The organism is Planctomycetaceae bacterium (assembly GCA_021371795.1).
Classification (GTDB): Bacteria; Planctomycetota; Phycisphaerae; order Sedimentisphaerales; family UBA12454; genus UBA12454.
This window is the reverse complement of the sequence record JAJFVK010000008.1, coordinates 172,945-195,411: the sequence shown is the minus strand read 5'-3', so window position 1 is coordinate 195,411 and position 22,467 is coordinate 172,945. Positions and strand designations below refer to the sequence as shown.

Sequence of the window (22,467 nt, the reverse complement as noted above, 5' to 3'; positions counted from 1 at the left end):
TTATCCATAAACAACTTCGCCGCCGCGAGCGTAATCTACTATCATAGAATCACCCTGCTCCCACTCATCGGGAGTCATCGCAACAGCTTCTATAGGTTTAAACATTTCATAAATCGCTTCAGACAATATTTCGATTCTTTCCCAATAATTTTTATTTTCGAAATCTTTGGATATTACAACCAAATCTATATCGCTTTCCTGATGGAAATTGCCTTTTGCAAAAGAACCGAAAAGAATCAGTTTTTGAGATTTGATTCCTTTTGATTCCAATAAACTTCTAAATTCAGATATAATTTTTAAAACTGCTTGTTTATCCATTCCAAAGTTTCCTTTGTTTGGGATATTATTTGTTTCGTTACAATGTCTGTAAAAATTTTCTGTAACTTCTCAACATCTTCAGGATAACGTGTCGCTATGCTCACTTCATTTAATTTCGCAACGAACTTACCACATTTTCGTCCGGCCTCGTTCCAATCTTGTCCAATAAATAAATCAGATTGTGCGTCTTGGGCGGCACTTCCTGCAACTTTGAAAGAAAAAGTCCTTTCAATGATTTCTCTATCGCAAGATGGCACATAAACGCCGCATAAAAACACCGGCCTCCGCTGTACATAAACTCTGCGGTATTTAAATCGTATTCAGATTGCTTGAGCCATTCCTGAATTCTGGTATTCATTTTAACTCTACTTGCCTCTGAATTTTGTGCAATTCATTTTCCTGATTATCAATTCTTTTATTTTCATCAAGGCATTTTAAAGCAATTTTATCTACTCGAATTTACGCCTTAACAATTTTATTTCTGCCGCTTTTCACATTCGCGGTCGCGTTGCGTGTATCGATAACTAATTTGGAATTCTTAACTATCATATTATAGTCATAACTGCTATGGTCTGTCGAAATCACAACAACATCATATTTTTTGAGCATCGCCGCACTCATCGGCTTGCTCTTCATCTGCAAATTATATTCACGCTGTTTGTGTGTATGCGGAATATATGGGTCGTTATAATCAACCGTTGCGCCTTTTGCTTTGAACAATTCGATTAACTCAAGCGACGGCGATTCACGAACATCATCAATATCTTTTTTGTAAGCAAGACCAAGAATCAAAACCTTTGAACCCTTAAGACTCTTTTTCCTATCGTTCATCGCTTCCAGCGTTCTATGCACAACGTAGTGTGGCATACCGGTATTTATTTCGCCGGCAAGTTCAATAAATTTCGTCGGCATACCGAATTGCCTTGCTCGCCATGTCAAATAGAACGGGTCGATTGGAATGCAGTGTCCACCAAGGCCGGGGCCGGGATAAAATTTCTGGAAACCGAACGGTTTTGTGCCCGCTGCGTTGATAACTTCCCAAACATCTATGCCCATTCTGTCGAAAAGCTGTTTTAATTCATTAACCATCGCAATGTTTACACAGCGATAAGTATTTTCAAGAATCTTTGCCGCTTCAGCGACATCGCAGGATGAAACAGGAACTGCTTTTTCGACCGCGTATTTATAAATATCCAGAGCAATCTGCAAACTCTTCTTGTCATATCCGCCGACGACTTTGGGAATTGTCGCGGTTCTGAAATGCTTGTTACCCGGGTCTTCTCGTTCAGGCGAGAACGCTATATAAAAATCCCTGCCTGCTTTCAGCCCGCTCTTTTCGAGAATCGGTTTCATCACTTCGCGTGTTGTGCCGGGATAAGTTGTGCTTTCCAGAGAAACCAACTGACCTTTGCGCAGGTATTTTGAAATTGTTTCGCAGGTTACGACAATATAAGTCATATCCGGCTCGCGATTTTTTGTTAGCGGAGTCGGCACGCAAATAATCAATGCGTCAGGCTTGCTCATAAGCTTCATATTCGTTGTAGTAGTAAATCTGCCGCTTTTTACCATACTGGTAATATCTGCCGATGGAATATGCTTTAAAGGACTTTGCCCTGAATTGATTTTTTTAACATTGGCTTCATTAATATCGAAACCAACAACCTTTGCGCCTCGCTGCACAAACTCTCTTGCCAAAGGCAGCCCAACATAACCCATTCCAACAATGCCCACATAAGGCGCTTTTTTGCTGCTGTTGTCAACCATATAAAAACCTTTCAATTTATAGATTCTCTTTATACCAGTTTATCGCTTTGGCTATGCCCTGCTCAAACGTTACTAAAGGTTCATAGCCGATTAATTCTTTTGCTCGTTTGACATCCGCAAGCGAATATTTTATATCACCTTCTCGCGGCGGTGCATAAACAGGCTTGATATTCTCTTTGCCGAGCAGTTTGCTTATTGTTTTAACAACTGTGTTTACCGTTACAGCACTGCTGGTCGAAATATTGACCGCTTCGCCGTGCATTTCTTTTGCATTCGAGGCAAGCCAGTTCGCATTCAAAACATTTTCAATATAAGTAAAACCGCGAGACTGTTCGCCGTCATCGAAAATCTTCGGCGATTGATTTCGCATTAACGCAGAAACAAAAAGCGGAACCGCTGCGGCATATTGACTTGTGGGGTCCTGTCGCGGACCAAAAACATTATAATAACGCAGACAAACTGATTGCAGGCCGTAAGTTGCGTAAAACGACCTTAAATAAATTTCAGCAATCGCTTTCGTCGCACCATACGGACTAATCGGCGCAAGCGGCAACCCCTCGTGTTGCGGCAAAACAGGACTCTGACCATAAACTGATGAACTCGACGCAAACACAATTCTGCGCACTTTCGCATCTCTGCAAGCCATCAAAACATTAAACGTTCCATTTACATTCACCTCGTGAGTCGTGGCAGGATCCTTCATCGAACGCGGAACCGAACCCAACGCAGCTAAATGATATACAACCTCCGCGCCATCAACCGCACGCTTAACAGCCGATGCGTCCCTAACATCACCCTCGATAAGCTCAATGTCAGCTTTAACTTCCGTAAGATTCTCATGCTTGCCGGTTTCAAAATTGTCCAGCACACGAACTTTCTGCCCCTTTTCGAGCAGAAACCTTACCATATTGCTGCCAATAAAACCGCCGCCGCCTGTAACTAATGATAATGCCATTACTTAAATTCCTTCATAAAACCAGGTATTTTACTGACTGTGTGCCCTTTTGTCAGCAATAATATGCTCAAGCATCTGCTCCAAAGCAACCTTTGGCTCATAGCCAGTAACCTTATGTATCTTCTTCAAACAGGGAAGCCGTCTTTGCATATCATCAAAACCCTTGCCGTACGCCTGCGAATATGGAATATACTTCTTTTTGCTCGTACTGCCGGTCTTCGCAATTACTTTGTCAGCAAGCGCTTCTATCGTTATTTCCTCTTTCGAACCAATATTGAAAACCTCGCCGTTAGCCTTTTCATTTTCCATCAAAGCCGTCAATGCACCAATCACATCACTAACATACGTGAAACTTCGAGACTGCTTGCCTGTGCCATAAACCATTATTGGCTCATCTTTTAACGCCCATTCAACAAAACGCGGAACCACCATTCCGTATCTGCCGGTCTGGCGAGGGCCTATTGTATTGAAAAGCCTTACTACCACTACGTTTAAGTTATATTGACGATGGTACGCAAGAGCCAAAAACTCGTCTATCGCCTTGCTGCACGCATACGACCAGCGGCTAAACTTTGTACTGCCCAAAACCGTATCGTCGTCTTCATTAAACGGCACCCGTTCATTTTTGCCGTAAACCTCGCTGGTTGAAGTAATTAAGACTTTTTTCCCAAACTGATTCGCAGTCGAAAGCACAACCTCTGTGCCGTGGATATTCGTCTCGATTGTATGAACCGGCTTTTCAACGATTAAGTTAACACCGACCGCAGCGGCAAGATGGTAAATGCAGTCGCAGGATTCAATTACCTCACGCATTAAATTCTCATCACAGACAGATCCCTGGATGAATTTAAAATTGAGATTGGAATAGAGATGCTCGATATTCAATAACCGGCCAGTGCTTAAGTCATCTATTACAAGGACTTTATGGCCAGTTGATAAGAGAAGCTCACACAGATGTGAACCTATAAATCCCGCTCCGCCTGTAACTATTGCCGTCTTAGCCAAAGAAAACCTTAAAAAATACCTATATTTAGACTCCGTCCCCTTCGGTTTCACTATAAGTCAAACCGACAGGATACTGATTACACGTGTAAAATCTGTATTTTCCGAAAGTCAGATAATAATGCCGCTCGGCATAGTAAATATCGCGTTGAATGGTTTATAAGTCATTAAGCCAGCTTCGCTGAGCCGCGATTTAAGAACATTATTATTATATGACCAGCAGTATATAAATATCGACCAAAAAAGAAGATACCTTTAACTTGATTACTCACCTCCGTGCAGCATAGTCCTATAAAAAACGAGATGTGCAATAATACCAACATACATGCAAAATAACAAGAAAGTTCAGTTGGAAGTTAAGAGTTAAGAGTTCGCAAGTTTTTAAAAATCCCAGCACGGGAATAATTGCCCCCTCTGTTTTTTTCTTCAAGTCCCCGCAAGAGGGGATTGTAAGTGAAAAAAAACTGAAGACTCGGAGATCTGCGCTACGCTCCAACGTAAATCTTTTTTTCTTGCGCAAAAAAACACCCAAAAACATAAAAAAAGCTTCAAAAACCTCCTGGAACCATCGTAAAACAGCTTCAAAAGCTATCAAAAGCCAAAAAAACACTGGCAAAATCTGGTAAATCAGCAGATTCGTGTAACGAAATGAAACAAAATGACAGAAAATGGTAGTGAAATGATATTAAATGGTAGCAAAATGAAGCTAAAAGGGCAAAAGTAGTAAGGTGCCCCAGATTTCCACATTTTTGAGCCAAGCCGTTGCTGTAGTTTACCTGGAAGCCGGTAAAAATCTGCCTTTTTCAGTATTGAAAATGGACATTTTTACTGGTATAATTTGTTCTAAAGTTATTTTTTGGAGGCACTTGTGAATATCAAAGGTATCATACTGGCCGGCGGCACAGGCTCACGCCTGTTGCCATTAACCAAGGTAACAAACAAACACTTGCTGGCGGTAGGCAACAAACCGATGATTTATTATCCTGTGGAAAAACTTATCTCGGCCGGCATTGAGGAGATTCTTATTGTTACAGGCGTTGACCACATGGGACACGTCGTAAACCTGTTGGGTTCCGGCAAAGATTTTAACTGCCGATTCACTTACAAAGTTCAGGACCAGGCCGGCGGTATCGCGCAGGCATTGGCTCTTGCCGAAAATTTCGCGAATGACGGTTCAGTTGTCGTAATCCTCGGCGATAATATTTTCCAAACTTCTCTGAAGCCGTACATCGAAAAATTCCAAGCCCAGCAGACCGGTGCAAGAGTGCTCCTGAAGAAAGTCGCACATCCGCAGCGGTTTGGCGTCGCGGAAATCAAAGACGGCAAAGTTACAAAAATTGTTGAAAAACCAAAAAAACCAAAAACAAATTACGCCGTAACAGGAATTTATTTCTACGACAGCACCGTTTTTGAAAAGATTAAAAGACTCAAGCCCTCCGGCAGAGGCGAACTGGAAATTACCGACGTCAACAACTCATATATCAACACGCACCAGCTTGAGTACGATATCATAGATGGCTGGTGGACGGACGCGGGCACTTTCGAGTCATTAAATAACGCAAACGAGTTGGTACTGAAAGACCCGCCTAAATGATTGATAAAATAGTTCTGCTCGGCGCAAAGGGAATGCTCGGCACAGAAGTCCGCGCTCTTTACGCCGATAAAAATATAAAAGCGTTCGATTTACCAGAATTCGATATTACAGACAAAGCACAGTTAATCAATGCGATTAGCGATGCGAATGTCGTAATCAACTGCGCTGCGTTCACTGACGTTGAAAAATCCGAAAGCCAATACGAATTGGCGTATAAGGTCAATGCCGAAGCTGTTGAAAATCTTGCGCAAATCGCCGCGGAGAAAAATATCTATGTTATACACATAAGTACGGATTTCGTCTTCGACGGCAAAAAAAAATCGCCTTATGAGGAAACTGATGTGCCGCGACCGATTAACGCTTACGGCAAAAGCAAACTCGAAGGCGAAATTCTGCTGATGGAGAATCATCAGAATTGCGCGATAATCCGAATTGAGTGGAGTTATGGCAAAAATGGCAATAATTTCATCAGCAAATTAATTTCTCTTTCTAAACAGCACAACAGTTTGAAAGTCGTTGACGACCAGTTCGGCTCGCCGACATCGACGCAGGAAATCGCAAAACTGATTCGCGTATTCGCTGAAAATAAGCATCGCGGCCTTTTTCATTATGCCGCCGCAGAGCACACCAGCAGATATGACGTAGCGAAATTCGCGTTTGAGAAATTGAAATTGAAAACTGAAATTATACCGTGCAAAAGCAGCGAATTTAAAACCGCCGCGCAAAGGCCGGCAAACAGCAGATTCTGCTGCGAAAAGATTGAGCCGTTGCTTGACAAACCGATAGAAATGTGGCAAAAACCACTCGAAAGGTTTCTGGAAACATTATGAGAAAAATTTTAGTTACAGGCGGCGCCGGCTTTATCGGCAGTAATTTCGTAAGACTCGTTCTGGCAGAACACGATTGCCTTATTGTTAATCTTGACAAGCTCACTTATGCCGGCAATCTCGAAAATCTTCAGGGTTTTCTTGAAAATCCAAATCACATCTTTGTCAAAGCCGATATAAATGACGGCAAAACAGTTGAGCAGTTAATAGATAAATACAAAATTGAAGCGATTATAAATTTCGCTGCTGAAAGTCACGTTGATCGCTCGATAAAAGAACCGAAAGTTTTCATCGACACTAATATAACAGGAACACTGGTGCTTCTCGAAGCCGCGCGGGATAAAAAAATAAACAAATTCGTGCAGATTTCAACTGATGAAGTCTATGGCGAACTTGGGCCCACCGGAAAATTCACAGAGCAAACTCCGCTTTCGCCGAATTCACCATATTCAGTAAGCAAAACATCCGCTGACCTGCTCGTAAGAGCATTCGGCCACACATTTGGATTGAATTACAACATAACGCGCTGCTCGAACAATTACGGCCCGTATCAGTTTCCGGAAAAAATGATTCCGCTGATGATAAACAACGCGCTGAACGACAAGCCTCTGCCGGTGTACGGCGACGGCTCGAATATCCGCGACTGGATACACGTCGAAGACCATTGCAGAGCGATTTGGAAAGTCCTGATACATGCAGAGCCGGGCGAAATTTACAATATCGGTTCAAGCAATGAAAAAACAAATCTCGAAGTCGTGAAAACAATTTTGGATTCCGTCGGCAAACCGCATTCGCTGATTAACTTTGTCAAAGACCGTCCCGGCCACGACAGACGCTATGCGATAGATTCGTCGAAGATTAATTCGCAGCTCGGCTGGAAAGCGACGACAAATTTCGCCGAAGGGATAAAAAGCACGATTGACTGGTATCTGCAAAACAAAAAATGGCTCGCCGGCGTAACCAGCGGAAACTATCAGCAATATTACCAGCAGATGTACGCCAATAGATAAACTATATACCTGCCGGCTGGAGCAGTCTTATTGTATCGTCTATACATTTCGCAATGTTGCCGGCAAACTCGAAACCTTTGCCGCGGACGCGTTCGCACAATACTTCATAAGAAAGCTGGTTCATAATTTCGGTATCGACATATTGAATTTCAACTTTCGAAATATGCTTCTGTATAAGCTGAATAATATCATTGACCGTCATATTCTGCGTCAGCACATTATAAATTTTTCCGTCGAACAAATTATTTTTCACAATAAAGACAAACGCCCTCATTGCGTCGTCGAGCGTCAAATAAGGTCTTTTCTGATTCAGCGCCGTCCGCCAGACGGTAATCGGCTGTCCCATCACAGCCTGCCAGCAGAATTTATTTATCGCCGTATGAAATCTCATCCCCGCAGAGATTCCGCAAATCGTCCCGAATCGACAGGTAACAAAACGCAGCCTGTCTTTCGCTCCCAAATCCTGCAAAAATCTTTCTTCTTTTAATTTCGTATGCGCATAAGGACTTTGAGGTTTTAATTCTTCTTCGCTGCAATTCTCATCAACGACTTCTTTTTGCGTGCCATAAACGCTCGTCGATGAAAGATGAATCATCGGGCATTTAGCTTCGCTGCACACCTGCGCGACTTTGACGGTCGCGTTGAAATTATTATTCTCGACCGCGTCTTTATTTTTAAAACTTCCCGCCGCGTCCGTGAGCGCAGCAAGCTGAAAAACAGCGTCAGCGCCTTTAATAATCGGATTCAAATCCGTTGTCAATACATCCGCTTCGATAAAACGATATTTGCCGCTGGCAGGCAGATTAAACAGCGAACAATACCGCTGCGTTACCATATTATCAATCATAACAACTTCGGCGTTCGGAAAAGCCGCCGGCAATTCACGAATCAACTGCGAACCGATATGTCCCAATGCACCTGTTACTACAAATTTCATAATTTACCTTAGAATATAGCCTCGGCCTTTAAGGCCGAATCCTGAATTTTGATTTTTAATTTTATCCTAAATATTCCGCCAAACATTTTTCATAGAATGCTTTTGTCTTAATCAAGCCGCTTTCGAGAGTATCTATCGGCTGCCACTCTAAAAACCCCTTGATTTTTTTATTACTGATAATCGCATCGCCGACTTCGATAGCTTTTCTGCTTTTCGGCCACTCGATATATTTAACCCTGCCGGAACCGATGTGCTTTACAGTCGCCTCGGCAATTTGCGCAACACTGAAATGCTCATCGCCGACCGCGAAGAATGTTTCGCCATTCGCTTTGGCGTTTTGCGAAGCCATAATAATCGCAGCGACTGCGTCATCGACATAAATCACATTTCTCATTTGTCCGCCCTGACCATAAACAGTTATATCTCTATTCTGAAAGGCCAGACCGATGAAATAATTATTGAAAGTAAAATCGGAGCTGTGAATACTTGCCCGCGGCCCAAAAACATTAGAAAGTCTTATGACGGTCGCATTCAACTGATGACAGCGGGCATATATCAAAACGTACTTTTCAGAAACACATTTGTTTGCCGAGTAAATATCCGTTGGAAACTCCGGGTGTTTTTCATCGGCGATAGCAGCCTGAAGTTTGCCAAGCTGCGTGCTTGTTCCCAGATGAATAAAACAGCATTGCTTATTAAACCTGCGAATCGCCTCAAGCAGATTCACAACACCTTTGCTGTTGACATCCGAATCTATCCAAGGCTCGCGCATCGAAAACGGATGCGAAGTCGAAGCCGCACAATTAAAAATAATATTTTTGTCGCAGATATGCTGACAAACGCTGCTGAAATCCTGAATATCCTGATGAACGAGTTGTATTGAGCCTCGGATATCGTGAACATTGAACAAGTTTCCGCCCGAACGTGGGTCAAGGCAGTCGAATACCGTAACTTCCGCGCCAAGCTCAAGACACTTATGAGCCAGATTACTCCCGATAAACCCCAGTCCGCCGGTGATTAGTACTTTTTGGCCTCTCATACTTTTTAATTCGTCATCCATCTTAGACTCCATCAGTCAGATTTTTTATTAAAAAAATCCAAAGTTATTTTTATCCCGCCGCTCAACGAATAACAGCTTTGCCATCCCGCGGCCTGTGAAAACTGTTTGACATCCGCGACAAAATTTCGACTGTCGATAGCCGGCTGTTCTGACGGCGGAATTATATGTTTCATTTCCACGCGTTTTTTCAGCATCAATTCCGCTTGCTCTGCGATAAGGCGTACTGCTTCTGAAATCGTATAACCTTTTCCGCTGCCGATAACAAAATGCCTTCCGTTCAGCTTTTCAATATTCACCGGCGAAACCAAAAACGCGGAAATCACATCGTCGATAAAAACATAATCTCTCAAACAATCGCCTTTGCCGAATATTGTTAATGCTTCACCATTAAGTGCTTTGCGCATCATCATATTCATTATACCGCGGTCGCTGCTGCTGCTCCTGGGCCCCGGCCCGTAAACATTGGACAACCGCAAAGTAACACTCTTAACAGTTCCGAGACCGCAATAAAATTTCAGATAATTTTCCGCCATCAATTTATGCAGGTCATAAACAGTAATCGGATGGTCTTCGCAATTTTCATTAACCGGCAGAGCTTTCGTAATTCCCGCTTCCGTAACAGTGCCCGCGAAAACAATTATCGGCTTTACTTTTTTGTCCCGGCACATCTGAAGCATATTCAGCATCGGCAAAACATTAATCCTGAAATCTTCCACAGGATTTTTATCCGCCGCAGGCACGCTCGTCTGCGCAGCGAAATGAAAAATAATATCTATGTCATCAACAACTTTGTCCCATATTTCAATTTCACTGATATTTCCGCAAACATCAATAACTTTCGCATTCCCGTCAACCGCGGGCAAGTCGCCGTTCCTGCTTAGTCGAATAATTGTGCAGGAAGCTTCTTTCAGCGAATTCACAAGATTCCACGCAAGATACCCGCCGGCTCCTGTAACCAAAATCCGCTTGCCCGAATAATACGGCAAAATTTTATTTATTGTATTTTCTTCCATCTTGCGAAATTACTTAATTTCATAATCCTTCAGCCAGTCGAAATTTATTGATGGGTCGTTGTAAGGTATCCGCAGTTCATCTTTCGGGTCGTATATTCTTGAAGTTACATACAGCAAATTAACCGGCCCCTGAAGAGATTTGCAGCCGTGCGCAACGCCCGGCGGAATCGCAACGATTTGCGACTCCTGATTGTCGCCCATCAGAAAATCCATCGTCTGCTTGTATGTTTTGGAATTCTCACGCATATCACACAGGCCGACCCGCAGCACACCATTGCAAATATACCAGTAATCAGTCTGAACCTTATGCCAGTGCCACGCCTTTATAACTCCCGTGTACATTTGCGAATGACTCCACTGCGCGAACCCTTCGCTGAAAAAATCGTCCGTGGAACGTATGATTTCCCGGAAAAAGCCCCTGTTATCTCTGTGCGTTACTAATTTTTTAATTACTACACCGTCTATCATATACATCTCCGTACAAACAATAAATTACATGTTTCGCCAAGCCGATATTCTTGGGGAAAGTTGTCCTGCGGCATTGGCTGAATAATCCCCAAACGAGGCCCTATGAAAGCAGACTTAAACAATAAATCATAATTCACAGAATATAATGCGTTCACAAATTCATCTATATTGAAAAACCAGTGCGGCATTTTGGAACCGTAATAATTTTGCAGAGTCGCATAAGTCGGTATTTGACCGGCAGGTACATCTGCAAACAAAATATATTCAGGTTTATATTTTGTGAATTCCTTTATCAATCCTTTCCAGTCTTCAATATATTGAATGGAAGACCCCAAATGAATAATGTCAAAATTTTCCATATCCTTCGGCAGCTTGTCAAAAAAATTAATATTTTTATTGTTTTTAAAAAGTTCTCTGCCTTTTTTGCACAACTCTTCTGCTTCAACAATAAAAAATTCAAACTCAATCTGCCCGGCACATCCACAGGTCATTAACAAATAAGTATCGCCCAGCCCGCCGCCAAAATCCAGTATTTTAATTTTATCTTTTTTGGCATTGTTACCTGACATTGCCGCAACCACCGGCAGCAAACTTGTCCGATAACCAACTGCCGACTCCGGCGATGCTTTTATTTTTTCTTTTAAGTTATTAATTCTTTCTGTTTGTTGCGTAACCCATCTTTCGCTCGAAAATCCGCCGCCCTCATTGGGACATTCCGCGAAATTTTTATATATTCCTTCCCAGATATTAAAACTCATAGCAGGAATCCTTTTACAGCATCAATTATTTTCTGCGTTTCCATTTCGCTCAATTCCGGATACATCGGCAGCGACAAAATTTCCCTTGCTATGCTTTCCGTTATCGGCAGTTTCAGCCCGTGATTATACGCCGGCTGAATATGAACAGGCTGCGGATAATGAATCGCCGCGGCTATATCGTTTTGTTTTAAATATTGCAGCAGTTGGTCGCGTTTTTTCACCCGCACAACATATAAATGGTAAACGTGCGTACCGTTTTTCCTTTTCCTCGGCAAAATCATTTCTGTTCCGCCAAGCTGCTTATCGTACATTTCAGCAATGCGGTTTCTTTTTGCGTTATCATCATCAAGATGTGCCAGCTTAACCCGCAGTATCGCAGCCTGCAATTCATCGAGCCTGCTGTTCACGCCTGCAAATTCACTTATATACCGCTCTTTCCAGCCGTATTGGCGAAGCATTTCAACCCTGTCGGCAAGCTCTGTATTATTTGTAACAACCATTCCGCCGTCGCCGAGCGCTCCGAGATTTTTCGTCGGATAAAAACTAAAACACCCCATATCGCCGATTGACCCGACTCGCTTGTTTTTATACATCGCACCGTGAGCCTGCGCACAATCTTCGATTAATTTCAATTTATGTTTTTTCGCAATCTTTAAAATATCTCCCAAATCCGCCGGCTGACCATAGAGATGAACAGCAACGATTGCTTTTGTTCGCGGCGTTATCACAGCTTCAATTTTTTGCGGGTCTATGGTATAAAAATCTTCTTCAATATCGATCATTACTGCTTTTGCGCAGGTCATTTCTATTGCCGCGACAGTTGCGACCGCCGTGTGCGAAACGGTGATGACTTCATCGCCTGCGCCGATTTGCAGAGCTTTGAGCGCGAGCATAATCGCATCCGTGCCGCTGCCGACGCCCTTGGCGAAATTTACGCCGATATATTTCGCAAATTCTTCCTCGAACGCTTTGACTTCTTTGCCGAGAATGAACCACCCGCTTTTGAGCACACGTTTTATCGCTGCGTCAATTTCCTTTTCACAGGAAAGATATTGAAAAGCGGGATTGCTGCAAAGAATCATTACACCACTCCAACTTTAGGCACGTAAGTAATCCACTTGCCGCCTTTGGCGATGAAATCCTGTTCCTTGGCCATTATTTCCTTTGAATGATTATAAGCGTAGAGCAAAGCATAATCCGGGTAATTGCGTTTGAAATCCTCATAAGGTTTTACCGGTATATGCGTACCGGGACTGAACGTGCCCTGCTTGATTGGCGTCGTATCGCTGATGTATTCCACCAGTTCGGCTGTGATGCCGCAATAATTATTAATCGTTGTGCTTTTGCTTGTGGCCGCATAGCCGACAACACGTTTGCCCTGCTTTTTTATATCCTTGAGCAGTTTAACGAGCTGGTCGCGCGACGCCTCGACATTTTTCTTGAACTGAACGTAAGTCGCCGGCAGACCCAGCCCGAGTTTTGTTTCTTTTTCCTGTTGTTCGATAACCCGCTGCGATATTTTTCTCGCTCCCTTGTGCGCGATAACATACCGCATCGACCCGCCGTGCGTTGTCTGCGGCATAACATCGACAATTTCCAGCCCGTGCTGCCCGAACAGATACCCGATTGAAGCCACGGAGAACAAAAACACATGTTCGTCATAAATCTGGTCGTAGAGCGTGTTCTCGACAATCGCGCCTAAGTACGGGTCTTCAAACATTATAATACCGTCAGGTTTGAGAAGTATTTTGAAGCCTTCGACAACGGAATGGATCGTCGGAATATGGCACATCACGTTAGCGGCCGTTATCGCGTCAGCATGACCGTGCTGTTTGATGATTTTGCCGGCCAGTTCTTCGTCGAAAAACTCAGAAATGGTATTAATGCCGTTATCGATAGCGACTTTTGCGACGTTAGCCGAGGGTTCGATACCAAGATGATGAATTTTCGCTTTGGCGAAATTCCCAAGCATTATTCCGTCATTGCTGCCGATTTCGATGACGAATGGGTTTGGCTTTCCCGCGATATCCTTCGTTACCAGTTCGGCGAATTCCTTAAAATGTTGTTTCATAAATGCCGAAGTGGAGGAAAAGAAGGCGTAATGTTCATGAAACATCATTTCCCTGTTCGGCTGGTCGATGATTTGCACCATATTGCAGGCTGGGCAAAAGCCGGTCGCCAGCTCAAAGAAGTATTCTTTGCTGAAATCCTGCTGCCGAAGAAAGCCGTTGGCGATGGGCATTTTACCAAAAGAGATGAATGGTTCATAACTGCTTTTGCATATTCGGCATTGAGGCATCTATACAGTCCTTTGCAACATTCTAAATATATGGAATCAACCGGTTTCGGCTTAAGTTTAGTATAATATTGCCCTGTTTGTCAATACTTTGCAAAACAATTCTTGAAAGTAATATAATAGGCGGTAAAATGCTGTCGCAAATGTAATATTCGCGTTGGAAGTTACAAATAATATGTTTTATACAAGACTAATCGATGGTGAAAGTTTCAATAATTATAGTAAGCTGGAATGTTAAGAACGATTTATTGAATTGCCTTTCATCTCTGCAAAAAAACAGACCTTCTTTCACTTTTGAGCAAATTGTTGTCGATAATAACAGCACCGACCAAACCGTCTCGGCCGTCAGACAGCAATTTCCGGATGTTGCAGTCATTGAGAACAGGGAAAATCAAGGTTTTGCAAAAGCCAACAATCTGGGAATAGAGATAGCCAAAGGCGAATATGTCTTCCTGCTGAATCCCGACACAATCGTGCATCCGAACGCCATGGAGATTTTAGTAAAATTTCTGGACGAAAATCCAGATGTAGGAGCCTGCGGCCCGAAATTACTCAACGAAGATGGAACCATTCAAAGGTCTGTCAGAAGATTTCCCACTTTCAGAGGCGTTTTATACGGCCAGACAATCTGCAGAATGCTCGGCCTTTTCCGCAGCCACCATCGAAAATGGATGATGAGAGATTTCAACTATGACCGCCAGATAGATGTTGACCAGATTATGGGCGCTGCGATGATGATTAGGCGTTTACTGATTAAAAAAACAGGCGGTATGGATGCAAACTACTTTATGTACCTCGAAGAAGTCGATTTGTGTTACGCAATCAAACAAACCGGCAGCCGGATAGTTTTTCTGCCAAACGCAGTCATAACGCACCTTGGCGGACGTTCATCATCTCAATCGCCGATAAGAAGGCTTATGATGCTCGAGAGTATGACTTCATTTTTCAGGAAACACCGTAAAGGTTTCGCGACAGGAATATTCATCGCCATTTTCAAGATTGGCATCATTTTGCGGAATATTTGCCACTTAATACTCGACATTTTCACTTTTGCGATTGCCGCCGTGATATTTGACAAGACCAGAATAAACAAAGCAAAAGGAAATATGAAACTACACGCGCTTTTGCTGACAAAATATCTCTGGCGGATTATAACGATGTAGTCCACGGCGATTTATAGCTGCCTTTTTCAATTGTATCGAGCATATACTGTGCAATTTTCGTCCCGTTGAATTCCGAATGAACACGAGCCATACCCGCATCGGCTATTTTCAGCCTTTGGTCTTCGTGCTTTAGATACCAGTCCGCAAGTTCGAAAAATTCATCTGTGGTATCGAAATATTTTATATGTACGCCGTCTTTGAAAAGCAAATCTGAATCCGGCACACGTTTAGCCAGCACAAACGTCCCGCACGCCAGATAATGAGTCGGTCGATCGGAATGACACATTCTGACATCATTAACTGCATTTACGCTTAATGCTATTTTAGCGCCGCTGATTGCATAAAAATAATTAAACCCGTCGATTTTGGGTCGGCCAAGACACCCGTAAAACGTACAATTTTTCATCTCCGCCAGTTTGCTGACTAACTGATGCCTTGTAGGGTCCGTCGGATATTTGCGAAATTGTTTGAGTTGACCGGTGAATAGTATGTCTGTTTTCCATTTATCATCAACTTTATATCTGTATTCGAAATCAGGATCGCATGGATTCGGCATAAACGCAGCTTTAACACCTGTACTTCTGTACTCATCAAGCCACTTACCATCGTTGGTCGCTAACATAAGATCGAGCTTCGACCCAATTTCAACACGATTTTCATGCAACAGCGGCCATGGATCCCCATCAAATCCGAACAAAAACGCGTTCGGGACTGTCTGTCTGATTAATGCTATTGTGTCTGTATCAACAAAATTAGCAAAGGAGATGTAAACAATGTCAGGCTTATATACTTTCAACTGTCTGACTAAAAGCTCATCGACTTTATGCTTACACCATTTTCGGCTTAATAATTTACTCATCAAAGGAGCAATCTGCCAAAACGCCCCGCCGTAATCAAACCTGTACACATCGTGTCCAAGCCTTATAAAACCTTTTACTGTCGCACGAAGACCGCTCGCTAAAAACTTACCGGCGAATTCTTTCAAATCTTCTACAACGAAAATACGTTTTGCCGACATTCATTTCTCCGTATTTTTTAGTTAGTTCCGCAATTCTTTAATTTTATCACAGACGTATTGTATTTCCTGCGAGGTAAGTTCAGCGTACATCGGCAGCGAAACTTGTTCATTGGCGATTTGTTCAGCAACAGGAAAATCACCTTCCTTATATCCTAAAAATTCGTATGCTTTCTGCAAATGTAATGGCACAGGGTAATGAATGCCGCAATAAATATTTTGTTTCGCCAAATCGCTCATAAGTTCATCGCGTCTGCTGGTACGAACAGCGTATATATGATATACATGTTCACGACCATCAGCCTCTTTGGGCGTAGTTATGTCCGTCATGCCTTTTAAATAACTGTTGTAAAGTTTTGCATTTTCCCGTCTCGACTTATTCCATTGCCAAAGATGTTTGAGCTTTACTTTCAGAATGGCACCCTGCATACCATCCATTCGACAGTTCCAGCCAACGATTGAATGGTAATATTTTTTCTGCTGTCCATGGTCTCTGAATACTCTTAACTTTTCAACCAGCTCGGCGTTATTTGTAACTACCGCGCCTGCCTCTCCATAAGCTCCTAGATTTTTACCAGGATAAAAACTGAAGCATCCCGCATCACCCATCGAACCAGCACAATGGCCTTTGTATTTTGCGCCATGTGCCTGACAGGCATCCTCAACAACACGCAATCCATGCTTCCTGGCTATTTTCAGAATGGCATCCATATCCGCCATCTGTCCATATAAATGCACAGGAAGTATTACTTTCGTTTTTGAGGTAATTGCCTTCTCAACCAAAGCAGGATTTATATTATATGTCTGCTGGTCAACATCTACAAATACTGGTTTCGCGCCGCAAAGACTGATTGCTTCTGCAGTAGCAATAAAAGTGTTCGGAGATGTTATCACTTCATCCCCCTGCCCAACACCCAACCCAAGCAGAGCCAACCACAATGCGGATGTCCCGCTGCTGGTGCCTATCGAATATTTGCAATTGCAAAACGATGCGAAATCATTTTCGAAATCTGCAACAAAAGGACCGCCTGCAAAAGCGGTCTTATCTATTACATCACGAATCGCACCGTCTATTTCATCTTTGATTGATAAATATTGTGCTTTCAAATCAACAAAATTAACTTTCATCTATTTACCTCCGACTTCGCGAATTTTCTTTGCTGGATTACCTGCCCATATCTGATTGGGCGGCACGTTTTTGGTAACAACGCTGCCGGCACCGATTAAGGCTCCGTCGCCGATTGTTATGCCGCCGAGAATTGTAGCGTTGCTGCCGATGGAAACATTATTGCCGACTATAGTTTTTACATATCTGTCAATCCAGTCTTTTTCCTGTTCCAGTTCGCCCTTAGAGTTTACTGACGCAGGATGATTATCATTTATAAATACAACACTGTGCCCAATAAAGCAGTTATCACCTATTGCAACTCCGTCACAGATAAAAGTATGAGATGAGATTTTACAATTTTTCCCTATTGCCGCATTTTTCTGAACTTCGACAAATGTTCCTATTTTTGTATTGTCGCCGATGCTGCATCCATAAAGATTGATAAATTTGGCGAGCTTTACGTTTTTGCCAAGTTTCACATCATCAGATATAGACAAAAATTCTGTCATATTTTAACTCTCATTCCTTCTGCTTTTAAAGACTTATCCGCAGCTTCAAGAACCTCAACAACTTTCAATCCTTCGGTGCCGCTCGAATAAGGCTTTGCGCCGGTCTTGATACAGCTAATGAAATGCCCGCATTCCTGCTTAAGAGGTTCGGTTGATTCTATTCGAGGCGAATACATATCGCCATGGTGATAAGCATAATGAAACTCCGCGAAAGTATCGTAATGCGGCGGCTTTTCTACCCGCTTGTCATATATTTTTATAGTCTCTATCGGTTCAAGGTCATCGTAAACAAGCATCTTCTTTGTTCCTACGAACGTCATATGCCGGGTTTTGACCGGGTCGAGCCAACTACTGTGAATTATCGCTACTTTGTTATTCGAAAGATAAACTGTCATATTCGTAACATCCTCCCGATACTGACTTATATGAGACTGACCCTGACAATTTACCGCCAAAGGCATCTCGTTCAGCAAATACAGGATTATCGAAATATCATGAGGTGCCAAATCCCACGCAACATTAATATCTTTTTGATAAAGCCCCATATTCAGCCTTCGTGAACATATATATAATAGTTCGCCGAGTTCTCCGCTATCAATAATACTTTTGATTTTACGAACAGCAGCACAATAAATAAATGTATGGCCGACCATCAGCGTCAGTTTATTTTTTTCAGCTACCGCTATTAACTGTCGGCATTCTTCCGCAGATGACGCCATTGGCTTTTCAATGAATGTATGCTTGCCAGCCTGTAAACTTTGCATCGCCATCTTAAAATGCAGATGAACCGGCAGAGCTATTACTACCGCGGTTATTTCCTTGTCATTGATAATGTCGTTGAAATCTGTAGTTGTTTCAACTCCGCGATACAACTGCTGTATGTGCGATAATCGGCCGGAATCGACATCGCATATTTTTTTGACTCTGCTCTCCGCCAAAGAATTAAAATTTCTTATCAGATTCGGCCCCCAATATCCACAGCCTATAACTCCAATATTAATCATATTTGTTCCTTATTCTGGATTCTGGTCTTACTACTGCTACATAATGTTTATATTTAACATCAGACAGGAAATTTAATAAAAATAAATTTGTCAATTTGTAAGTTATACTTGATGTTGGATGTATTCCTTCAAATTGCAAAACCTGAAAATTTAGATTTTTAAACATCTTAATATTGCTTTTGCGAGTAAAAAATCTCAAATGGGTTTTGTCCATAATACCCTGATCTTTGTAATCCCAGTTGCCTTTCAAAACAAATTCCTTAAAATTACTCCAGTATCTGACATTAGGTATTGAAGTTACTATAACACCTGTTTTTGAAAGTTTAACCTTAAGCGCATCCAGCATTGAATAAGGGTCAACTAAGTGTTCCACAATATCGAAAAGAATAATACAATCAAAATAGTTATCCGGAACGGAACGCAATGATTCACTGACATCAGAGTTAATTACCTTATCTAATTTCTTTGCGGCTTCCTTCGCTGCCTTTTCTTCAATTTCTATACCCCAACTCTCTGCACCATATCGTCTTTTTACAAGAGCTGAAAAACCGCCGCAGCCGCAACCTATTTCAAGAGTTTTTTTGACATCTTGGGGAATATATTTAAGCATATCTTCCCTGATGTTAGAATAATATTCCATCATTTTGTATGACATAAAACCGCCATCCGTTAAATTATTTTTCGTATTATTTGTTTCTTATAGACAGGGTCATCCAATGATTCTATTTTTCTGCCTTCACCGTCTGAATCAACGTACTTGAACTTTACCGGCACTCCTAATCTCGTTTCTTTCCTCAAAAACCATTCATAATCAATGTCAAGTGCACCGATATCGATTGCCTGGAATCCCTTATTGCAAAGGTCATAAGCCAGTACCGTAGCCGTTGGCCCCAGTGCGACCAAAACGAGTTTCTGTTTATCAATCCCATCAAAGGCTTTTAATATCTCTTCATATTTATCGAATGCGTTACGGGGCGGACACAAAATCCTTGATATTGATTTCGCTCCATCCAGCAAATCGTTAAACATTCCGAAACGAGTCCCCATCCCTTCACATATAATTATATCTCTACCTGCCCAGAGTTTTTGGACTTTCTTAAAATATTCGCCGCATTTTTTGTAATGCTCTTCTGTCTTGTGCGATTGTATATACGGCCTGGACAAAAATAGGTCATAATAAGTCCGCTTCATGTCAAGATACGAATAATACATCGCCCTTCTTTTTACCATGTGCTTCCGCCAGAAATTTGCAACAGGAGGAAGATATTTATCCAAGGACCCGAAACAGGGGGATAATGCAACGAGAAAATTAGGATTATCCGACACTATCACTTTCTTTAATTTCTCTGCCATTACTGGTGAACGATGTTGATAATTAATATGCCCACCCTCAATTATTATAAATTCCCCATCACCGAAACGCGAAAGTGAGCATTTATCCAGCAAAATTTTATCTATCGTTTCGTCCGCGTTTTTTATAATCGGAATCGGAACTGTGAATCCCTCATTTTTTATCTTATCGCATAACTCATAAGGCAGATTATCAAGTTCATACTGCTTCTTTTCAAGCTGCTTATAAATCTTACCAAAAAACGGCACCTTTTTCTTTGTTCGTTCAAGCTCTTTTTTTATTTTTGTCAGCAACATTTTCACTCTTATTTTAGTTATTTATTCCTAACTGATCGTATCATACCGGCATCGCCCGTTTCCATTGAGACAGTTTTATGTTTAAAGGAAATAAAACCGTTTCTTTTGAACATTTCCAGCAGAGCCGCGTCGTATGAAAAATGGTATTCGAGCATAATTACATCAATGCTTTCCAGAAGTCCTTTTGATTCCAGTGCATTAAAAATCTCTTTTTCAGAGCCTTCGGTATCGCACTTGATTGCAATCTTTTTATCCTTATGCCGTTCAATAATGGGCAATATGCACTTTGCCGTATCTCGGATTTGTATTGTTTCAGTTTTCGTTTCGTATTTCCTGCCGGAACGGTATATTTCAGTAATTGGCTTCACTGTGCTCATTCGTCCGGGAGCCAGCGGACAATACTCAAGAACAAGCTCTTTGTCTTCGTCGCCAAGACCATAATTATTGGGATGAATTTTGCCGGCGTATTTTTCGTTAATTTTAAAATTGAACATCGCCTGCTCGAATGTCGGCTTAAACGGCTCAAAGCCGTAAACATCGCTTACGTTATTCATTCCCGCAAAGTACAGCGATGCCAGCCCTATATTCATACCTATATCGATAACGACTGCTTCTCCATCCAATTCAAAATTATATTCTCCCTTTTTAAAAATCTCCTCCACTATCAGCATCCCGTCGCCCATTAGTATCCCGTCACCGCCAAGAATGTAGCCGAAATTAAATTCCTTGCCTTGTGCAACTCGGACACCTTCTATTTCGGTTATCTTAAAATCCCCACACTTTTCCAATCGGGCAAGCCGCCGTTTATATTTCCTGTTTTGTTTACAACAGAATATATTGTTTCCAAAACGTTCAATTTCTTTTTTGATTTTTGTCAGCATATCGCCGAAATAGTACAATATTCCTCCAAATTGTCAAGCCGATTCATTTGCCCTATTGACAACGATTCAACTTTCCGGCAATATACATAAAACGTTAATTTGAGGGTAAATGAACTATAACCTTGAAACAGTTAAATGTCCGCTGTGCGGCGAAAACGGCTATAAGCCCTACATAACGCACGCACGCGAACTTTACAACGGAACCGACAACTATTTCGACGTCGTCAAGTGCGTTAACTGCCAAATGATTTTCACAAACCCCCGCCCAACCAAAGAAACCATCGGTTTTTTCTATCCGGACTCGGCAAATTATTATCAGCCCAAGACCCGCAATAAAGACAACACAATCGAGGAAAAAGCCTCCAAAACCGTCTTGGCCAATTACTACGGCTATAAATTCCAGCCGCCTTTCGGCAAATTCCGCGCGGCAATTTTCAGCAAATTATTCCGCTCAAAACTCGCAACTTCGCACATTCCGCGCTTCGTCACGACAGGCAAACTTCTCGATATCGGCTGCTCATGGGGACAGTATCTGGCGAGGATGGCTCGTTACGGCTGGGACGTTTACGGAATTGAGATTAACAAAAAAGCTGTCGAACATGCCCAACACACACTCGGCCTGAAAAATATTCATAATGGCTCTTTTGATGATTATCAGTGCCCCGATGAATTTTTCGATGTTATCCATATGAGTATGGTACTTGAACATATGCACGAGCCGCTGCAATGTCTTCAGCGCGTAAATAAATTGTTAAAAAAAGGCGGCCAGTTGATAATTTCCGTGCCGGACATTTCAGGCTTTGAGGCAAAAATTTACGGCAAATATGCTTATACGCTCCAGGTTCCGCAGCATTTGAATCACTTCACGCCTGATACAATCAGAGCAATATTAAACAAGGCAGATTTCACAGTTGAAAAAATAGTCCACCAGAGCGCCGCCAAAGACCTTACCGAATCGGCAAAATACCTCGACAATAAATTATTGTACAAAATTTTGAATTCGTCGATTATCAAGAAAGGCCTTGCCAGACCGTTTGTGTTTCTGCTCTCAAAACTCGGCAAAACAAGCAGAATGAGCATCTGCGCCGTGAAATAATCATTGGCGAAAAAATGGGGACTGGCTCAAGCTAAGCCGCGG

At 42.2% G+C, this 22,467-nt stretch carries 23 protein-coding genes and 3 pseudogenes; 5 read left to right on the top strand and 21 right to left on the bottom strand.

Annotated features, from left to right (window positions below; genetic code table 11):
* From LLF92_04715 to LLF92_04695, 5 genes are all read right to left on the bottom strand, one after another.
* Positions 1-318, bottom strand: a complete 318-nt coding sequence (locus LLF92_04715) for a nucleotidyltransferase domain-containing protein (GenBank protein ID MCE5340413.1) — start codon at positions 316-318, stop codon at positions 1-3.
* A 109-nt stretch (positions 319-427) separates the two neighbouring features.
* On the bottom strand, positions 428-676 hold the full coding sequence (locus tag LLF92_04710; protein MCE5340412.1) for a HEPN domain-containing protein: 249 nt from the start codon (positions 674-676) through the stop codon (positions 428-430).
* A 101-nt stretch (positions 677-777) separates the two neighbouring features.
* Positions 778-2,082 carry a nucleotide sugar dehydrogenase gene (locus tag LLF92_04705; protein ID MCE5340411.1) on the bottom strand — a complete coding sequence of 435 codons (1,305 nt, stop codon included), beginning with the start codon at positions 2,080-2,082 and terminating at the stop codon, positions 778-780.
* Positions 2,083-2,098: 16 nt separating this feature from the next.
* Entirely contained in the window at positions 2,099-3,037 is a 939-nt protein-coding gene (locus tag LLF92_04700; GenBank protein ID MCE5340410.1) for an SDR family oxidoreductase, read from the bottom strand.
* Between the two features lie 30 nt (positions 3,038-3,067).
* Positions 3,068-4,042: a GDP-mannose 4,6-dehydratase gene (locus LLF92_04695; protein ID MCE5340409.1), complete on the bottom strand. Its 975-nt coding sequence runs from the start codon at positions 4,040-4,042 to the stop codon at positions 3,068-3,070.
* Positions 4,043-4,907: 865 nt separating this feature from the next.
* Here LLF92_04695 and LLF92_04690 point away from each other — a divergent pair.
* From LLF92_04690 to rfbB, 3 genes are read left to right on the top strand one after another with little or no spacing between them, the layout of a single operon-like run.
* Positions 4,908-5,633 (top strand): NTP transferase domain-containing protein, encoded by a 726-nt coding sequence (locus tag LLF92_04690; protein ID MCE5340408.1) that lies wholly within the window; start codon positions 4,908-4,910, stop codon positions 5,631-5,633.
* A complete protein-coding gene (gene rfbD / locus LLF92_04685) occupies positions 5,630-6,463 on the top strand; it encodes a dTDP-4-dehydrorhamnose reductase (GenBank protein ID MCE5340407.1) in 834 nt (277 codons plus the stop codon). Before LLF92_04690 ends, rfbD begins: the two co-directional genes overlap by 4 nt.
* Positions 6,460-7,470, top strand: coding sequence for a dTDP-glucose 4,6-dehydratase (gene rfbB, locus LLF92_04680; protein MCE5340406.1), 1,011 nt, complete (start codon positions 6,460-6,462; stop codon positions 7,468-7,470). Before rfbD ends, rfbB begins: the two co-directional genes overlap by 4 nt.
* Before the next feature lies 1 nt (position 7,471).
* Here the strand turns inward: rfbB and LLF92_04675 are convergent, their stop codons facing one another.
* The 8 genes and pseudogenes from LLF92_04675 to LLF92_04640 all read right to left on the bottom strand — a co-directional run bounded on the left by LLF92_04675 (position 7,472) and on the right by LLF92_04640 (position 14,005).
* A complete protein-coding gene (locus tag LLF92_04675) occupies positions 7,472-8,407 on the bottom strand; it encodes an SDR family oxidoreductase (protein ID MCE5340405.1) in 936 nt (311 codons plus the stop codon).
* A gap of 61 nt (positions 8,408-8,468) precedes the next feature.
* Entirely contained in the window at positions 8,469-9,467 is a 999-nt protein-coding gene (locus tag LLF92_04670) for a GDP-mannose 4,6-dehydratase (protein MCE5340404.1), read from the bottom strand.
* An 11-nt stretch (positions 9,468-9,478) separates the two neighbouring features.
* A complete protein-coding gene (locus LLF92_04665; protein MCE5340403.1) occupies positions 9,479-10,480 on the bottom strand; it encodes an NAD-dependent epimerase/dehydratase family protein in 1,002 nt (333 codons plus the stop codon).
* A gap of 9 nt (positions 10,481-10,489) precedes the next feature.
* Positions 10,490-10,948 carry a dTDP-4-dehydrorhamnose 3,5-epimerase family protein gene (locus LLF92_04660; protein ID MCE5340402.1) on the bottom strand — a complete coding sequence of 153 codons (459 nt, stop codon included), beginning with the start codon at positions 10,946-10,948 and terminating at the stop codon, positions 10,490-10,492.
* On the bottom strand, positions 10,945-11,706 hold the full coding sequence (locus LLF92_04655) for a methyltransferase, TIGR04325 family (GenBank protein ID MCE5340401.1): 762 nt from the start codon (positions 11,704-11,706) through the stop codon (positions 10,945-10,947). The genes LLF92_04660 and LLF92_04655 overlap by 4 nt, the downstream gene beginning before the upstream one ends.
* Positions 11,703-12,788, bottom strand: coding sequence for a DegT/DnrJ/EryC1/StrS family aminotransferase (locus LLF92_04650; protein ID MCE5340400.1), 1,086 nt, complete (start codon positions 12,786-12,788; stop codon positions 11,703-11,705). Before LLF92_04650 ends, LLF92_04655 begins: the two co-directional genes overlap by 4 nt.
* On the bottom strand, positions 12,788-13,777 hold the full coding sequence (locus LLF92_04645) for a class I SAM-dependent methyltransferase (protein MCE5340399.1): 990 nt from the start codon (positions 13,775-13,777) through the stop codon (positions 12,788-12,790). The genes LLF92_04650 and LLF92_04645 overlap by 1 nt, the downstream gene beginning before the upstream one ends.
* Positions 13,778-13,816: 39 nt before the next feature.
* Positions 13,817-14,005: pseudogene (locus tag LLF92_04640) on the bottom strand (hypothetical protein).
* 194 nt (positions 14,006-14,199) lie between these two features.
* Here LLF92_04640 and LLF92_04635 point away from each other — a divergent pair.
* The gene (locus LLF92_04635) at positions 14,200-15,165 is read left to right on the top strand and encodes a glycosyltransferase family 2 protein (GenBank protein ID MCE5340398.1); all 966 of its coding nucleotides are present in this window, start codon (positions 14,200-14,202) and stop codon (positions 15,163-15,165) included.
* On the opposite strand, the gene LLF92_04630 is transcribed toward LLF92_04635, so the two are convergent.
* From LLF92_04630 to LLF92_04595, 8 genes and pseudogenes are all read right to left on the bottom strand, one after another.
* A complete protein-coding gene (locus tag LLF92_04630) occupies positions 15,152-16,183 on the bottom strand; it encodes a glycosyltransferase (GenBank protein MCE5340397.1) in 1,032 nt (343 codons plus the stop codon). The two genes, LLF92_04635 and LLF92_04630, sit on opposite strands and share 14 nt — an antisense overlap.
* Before the next feature lie 21 nt (positions 16,184-16,204).
* Positions 16,205-17,308 carry a DegT/DnrJ/EryC1/StrS family aminotransferase gene (locus LLF92_04625; protein MCE5340396.1) on the bottom strand — a complete coding sequence of 368 codons (1,104 nt, stop codon included), beginning with the start codon at positions 17,306-17,308 and terminating at the stop codon, positions 16,205-16,207.
* Between the two features lie 21 nt (positions 17,309-17,329).
* Positions 17,330-17,482 (bottom strand): annotated as a pseudogene (locus LLF92_04620) (type B chloramphenicol O-acetyltransferase).
* 135 nt (positions 17,483-17,617) lie between these two features.
* Positions 17,618-17,797, bottom strand: a pseudogene (locus LLF92_04615) (hypothetical protein).
* On the bottom strand, positions 17,794-18,801 hold the full coding sequence (locus LLF92_04610) for a Gfo/Idh/MocA family oxidoreductase (GenBank protein MCE5340395.1): 1,008 nt from the start codon (positions 18,799-18,801) through the stop codon (positions 17,794-17,796). The pseudogene LLF92_04615 and the gene LLF92_04610 overlap by 4 nt, the downstream one beginning before the upstream one ends.
* Entirely contained in the window at positions 18,794-19,456 is a 663-nt protein-coding gene (locus LLF92_04605; GenBank protein ID MCE5340394.1) for a class I SAM-dependent methyltransferase, read from the bottom strand. The genes LLF92_04610 and LLF92_04605 overlap by 8 nt, the downstream gene beginning before the upstream one ends.
* 14 nt (positions 19,457-19,470) lie before the next feature.
* Entirely contained in the window at positions 19,471-20,448 is a 978-nt protein-coding gene (locus LLF92_04600; GenBank protein MCE5340393.1) for a GT-D fold domain-containing protein, read from the bottom strand.
* 17 nt (positions 20,449-20,465) lie between these two features.
* Positions 20,466-21,236: an FkbM family methyltransferase gene (locus LLF92_04595; GenBank protein MCE5340392.1), complete on the bottom strand. Its 771-nt coding sequence runs from the start codon at positions 21,234-21,236 to the stop codon at positions 20,466-20,468.
* A gap of 202 nt (positions 21,237-21,438) precedes the next feature.
* Between LLF92_04595 and LLF92_04590 the strand changes: the two genes are divergently transcribed.
* Positions 21,439-22,425: a class I SAM-dependent methyltransferase gene (locus LLF92_04590; GenBank protein MCE5340391.1), complete on the top strand. Its 987-nt coding sequence runs from the start codon at positions 21,439-21,441 to the stop codon at positions 22,423-22,425.
* Positions 22,426-22,467: the final 42 nt, after the last annotated feature.

Coding starts and splice junctions, on each gene's coding strand:
- rfbB (MCE5340406.1), top strand. CDS start 6,460: ATGAGAAAAATTTTAGTTACAGGCGGCGCCGGCTTTATCGGCAGTAAT.
- LLF92_04660 (MCE5340402.1), bottom strand. CDS start 10,948: ATGATAGACGGTGTAGTAATTAAAAAATTAGTAACGCACAGAGATAAC.
- LLF92_04630 (MCE5340397.1), bottom strand. CDS start 16,183: ATGTCGGCAAAACGTATTTTCGTTGTAGAAGATTTGAAAGAATTCGCC.
- LLF92_04715 (MCE5340413.1), bottom strand. CDS start 318: ATGGATAAACAAGCAGTTTTAAAAATTATATCTGAATTTAGAAGTTTA.
- LLF92_04650 (MCE5340400.1), bottom strand. CDS start 12,788: ATGATTCTTTGCAGCAATCCCGCTTTTCAATATCTTTCCTGTGAAAAG.
- LLF92_04635 (MCE5340398.1), top strand. CDS start 14,200: ATGGTGAAAGTTTCAATAATTATAGTAAGCTGGAATGTTAAGAACGAT.
- LLF92_04705 (MCE5340411.1), bottom strand. CDS start 2,082: ATGGTTGACAACAGCAGCAAAAAAGCGCCTTATGTGGGCATTGTTGGA.
- LLF92_04670 (MCE5340404.1), bottom strand. CDS start 9,467: ATGGATGACGAATTAAAAAGTATGAGAGGCCAAAAAGTACTAATCACC.
- LLF92_04645 (MCE5340399.1), bottom strand. CDS start 13,777: ATGAAACAACATTTTAAGGAATTCGCCGAACTGGTAACGAAGGATATC.
- LLF92_04590 (MCE5340391.1), top strand. CDS start 21,439: ATGAACTATAACCTTGAAACAGTTAAATGTCCGCTGTGCGGCGAAAAC.
- LLF92_04610 (MCE5340395.1), bottom strand. CDS start 18,801: ATGATTAATATTGGAGTTATAGGCTGTGGATATTGGGGGCCGAATCTG.
- LLF92_04700 (MCE5340410.1), bottom strand. CDS start 3,037: ATGGCATTATCATTAGTTACAGGCGGCGGCGGTTTTATTGGCAGCAAT.
- LLF92_04665 (MCE5340403.1), bottom strand. CDS start 10,480: ATGGAAGAAAATACAATAAATAAAATTTTGCCGTATTATTCGGGCAAG.
- LLF92_04600 (MCE5340393.1), bottom strand. CDS start 20,448: ATGTTGCTGACAAAAATAAAAAAAGAGCTTGAACGAACAAAGAAAAAG.
- LLF92_04655 (MCE5340401.1), bottom strand. CDS start 11,706: ATGAGTTTTAATATCTGGGAAGGAATATATAAAAATTTCGCGGAATGT.
- LLF92_04710 (MCE5340412.1), bottom strand. CDS start 676: ATGAATACCAGAATTCAGGAATGGCTCAAGCAATCTGAATACGATTTA.
- rfbD (MCE5340407.1), top strand. CDS start 5,630: ATGATTGATAAAATAGTTCTGCTCGGCGCAAAGGGAATGCTCGGCACA.
- LLF92_04675 (MCE5340405.1), bottom strand. CDS start 8,407: ATGAAATTTGTAGTAACAGGTGCATTGGGACATATCGGTTCGCAGTTG.
- LLF92_04605 (MCE5340394.1), bottom strand. CDS start 19,456: ATGTCATACAAAATGATGGAATATTATTCTAACATCAGGGAAGATATG.
- LLF92_04625 (MCE5340396.1), bottom strand. CDS start 17,308: ATGAAAGTTAATTTTGTTGATTTGAAAGCACAATATTTATCAATCAAA.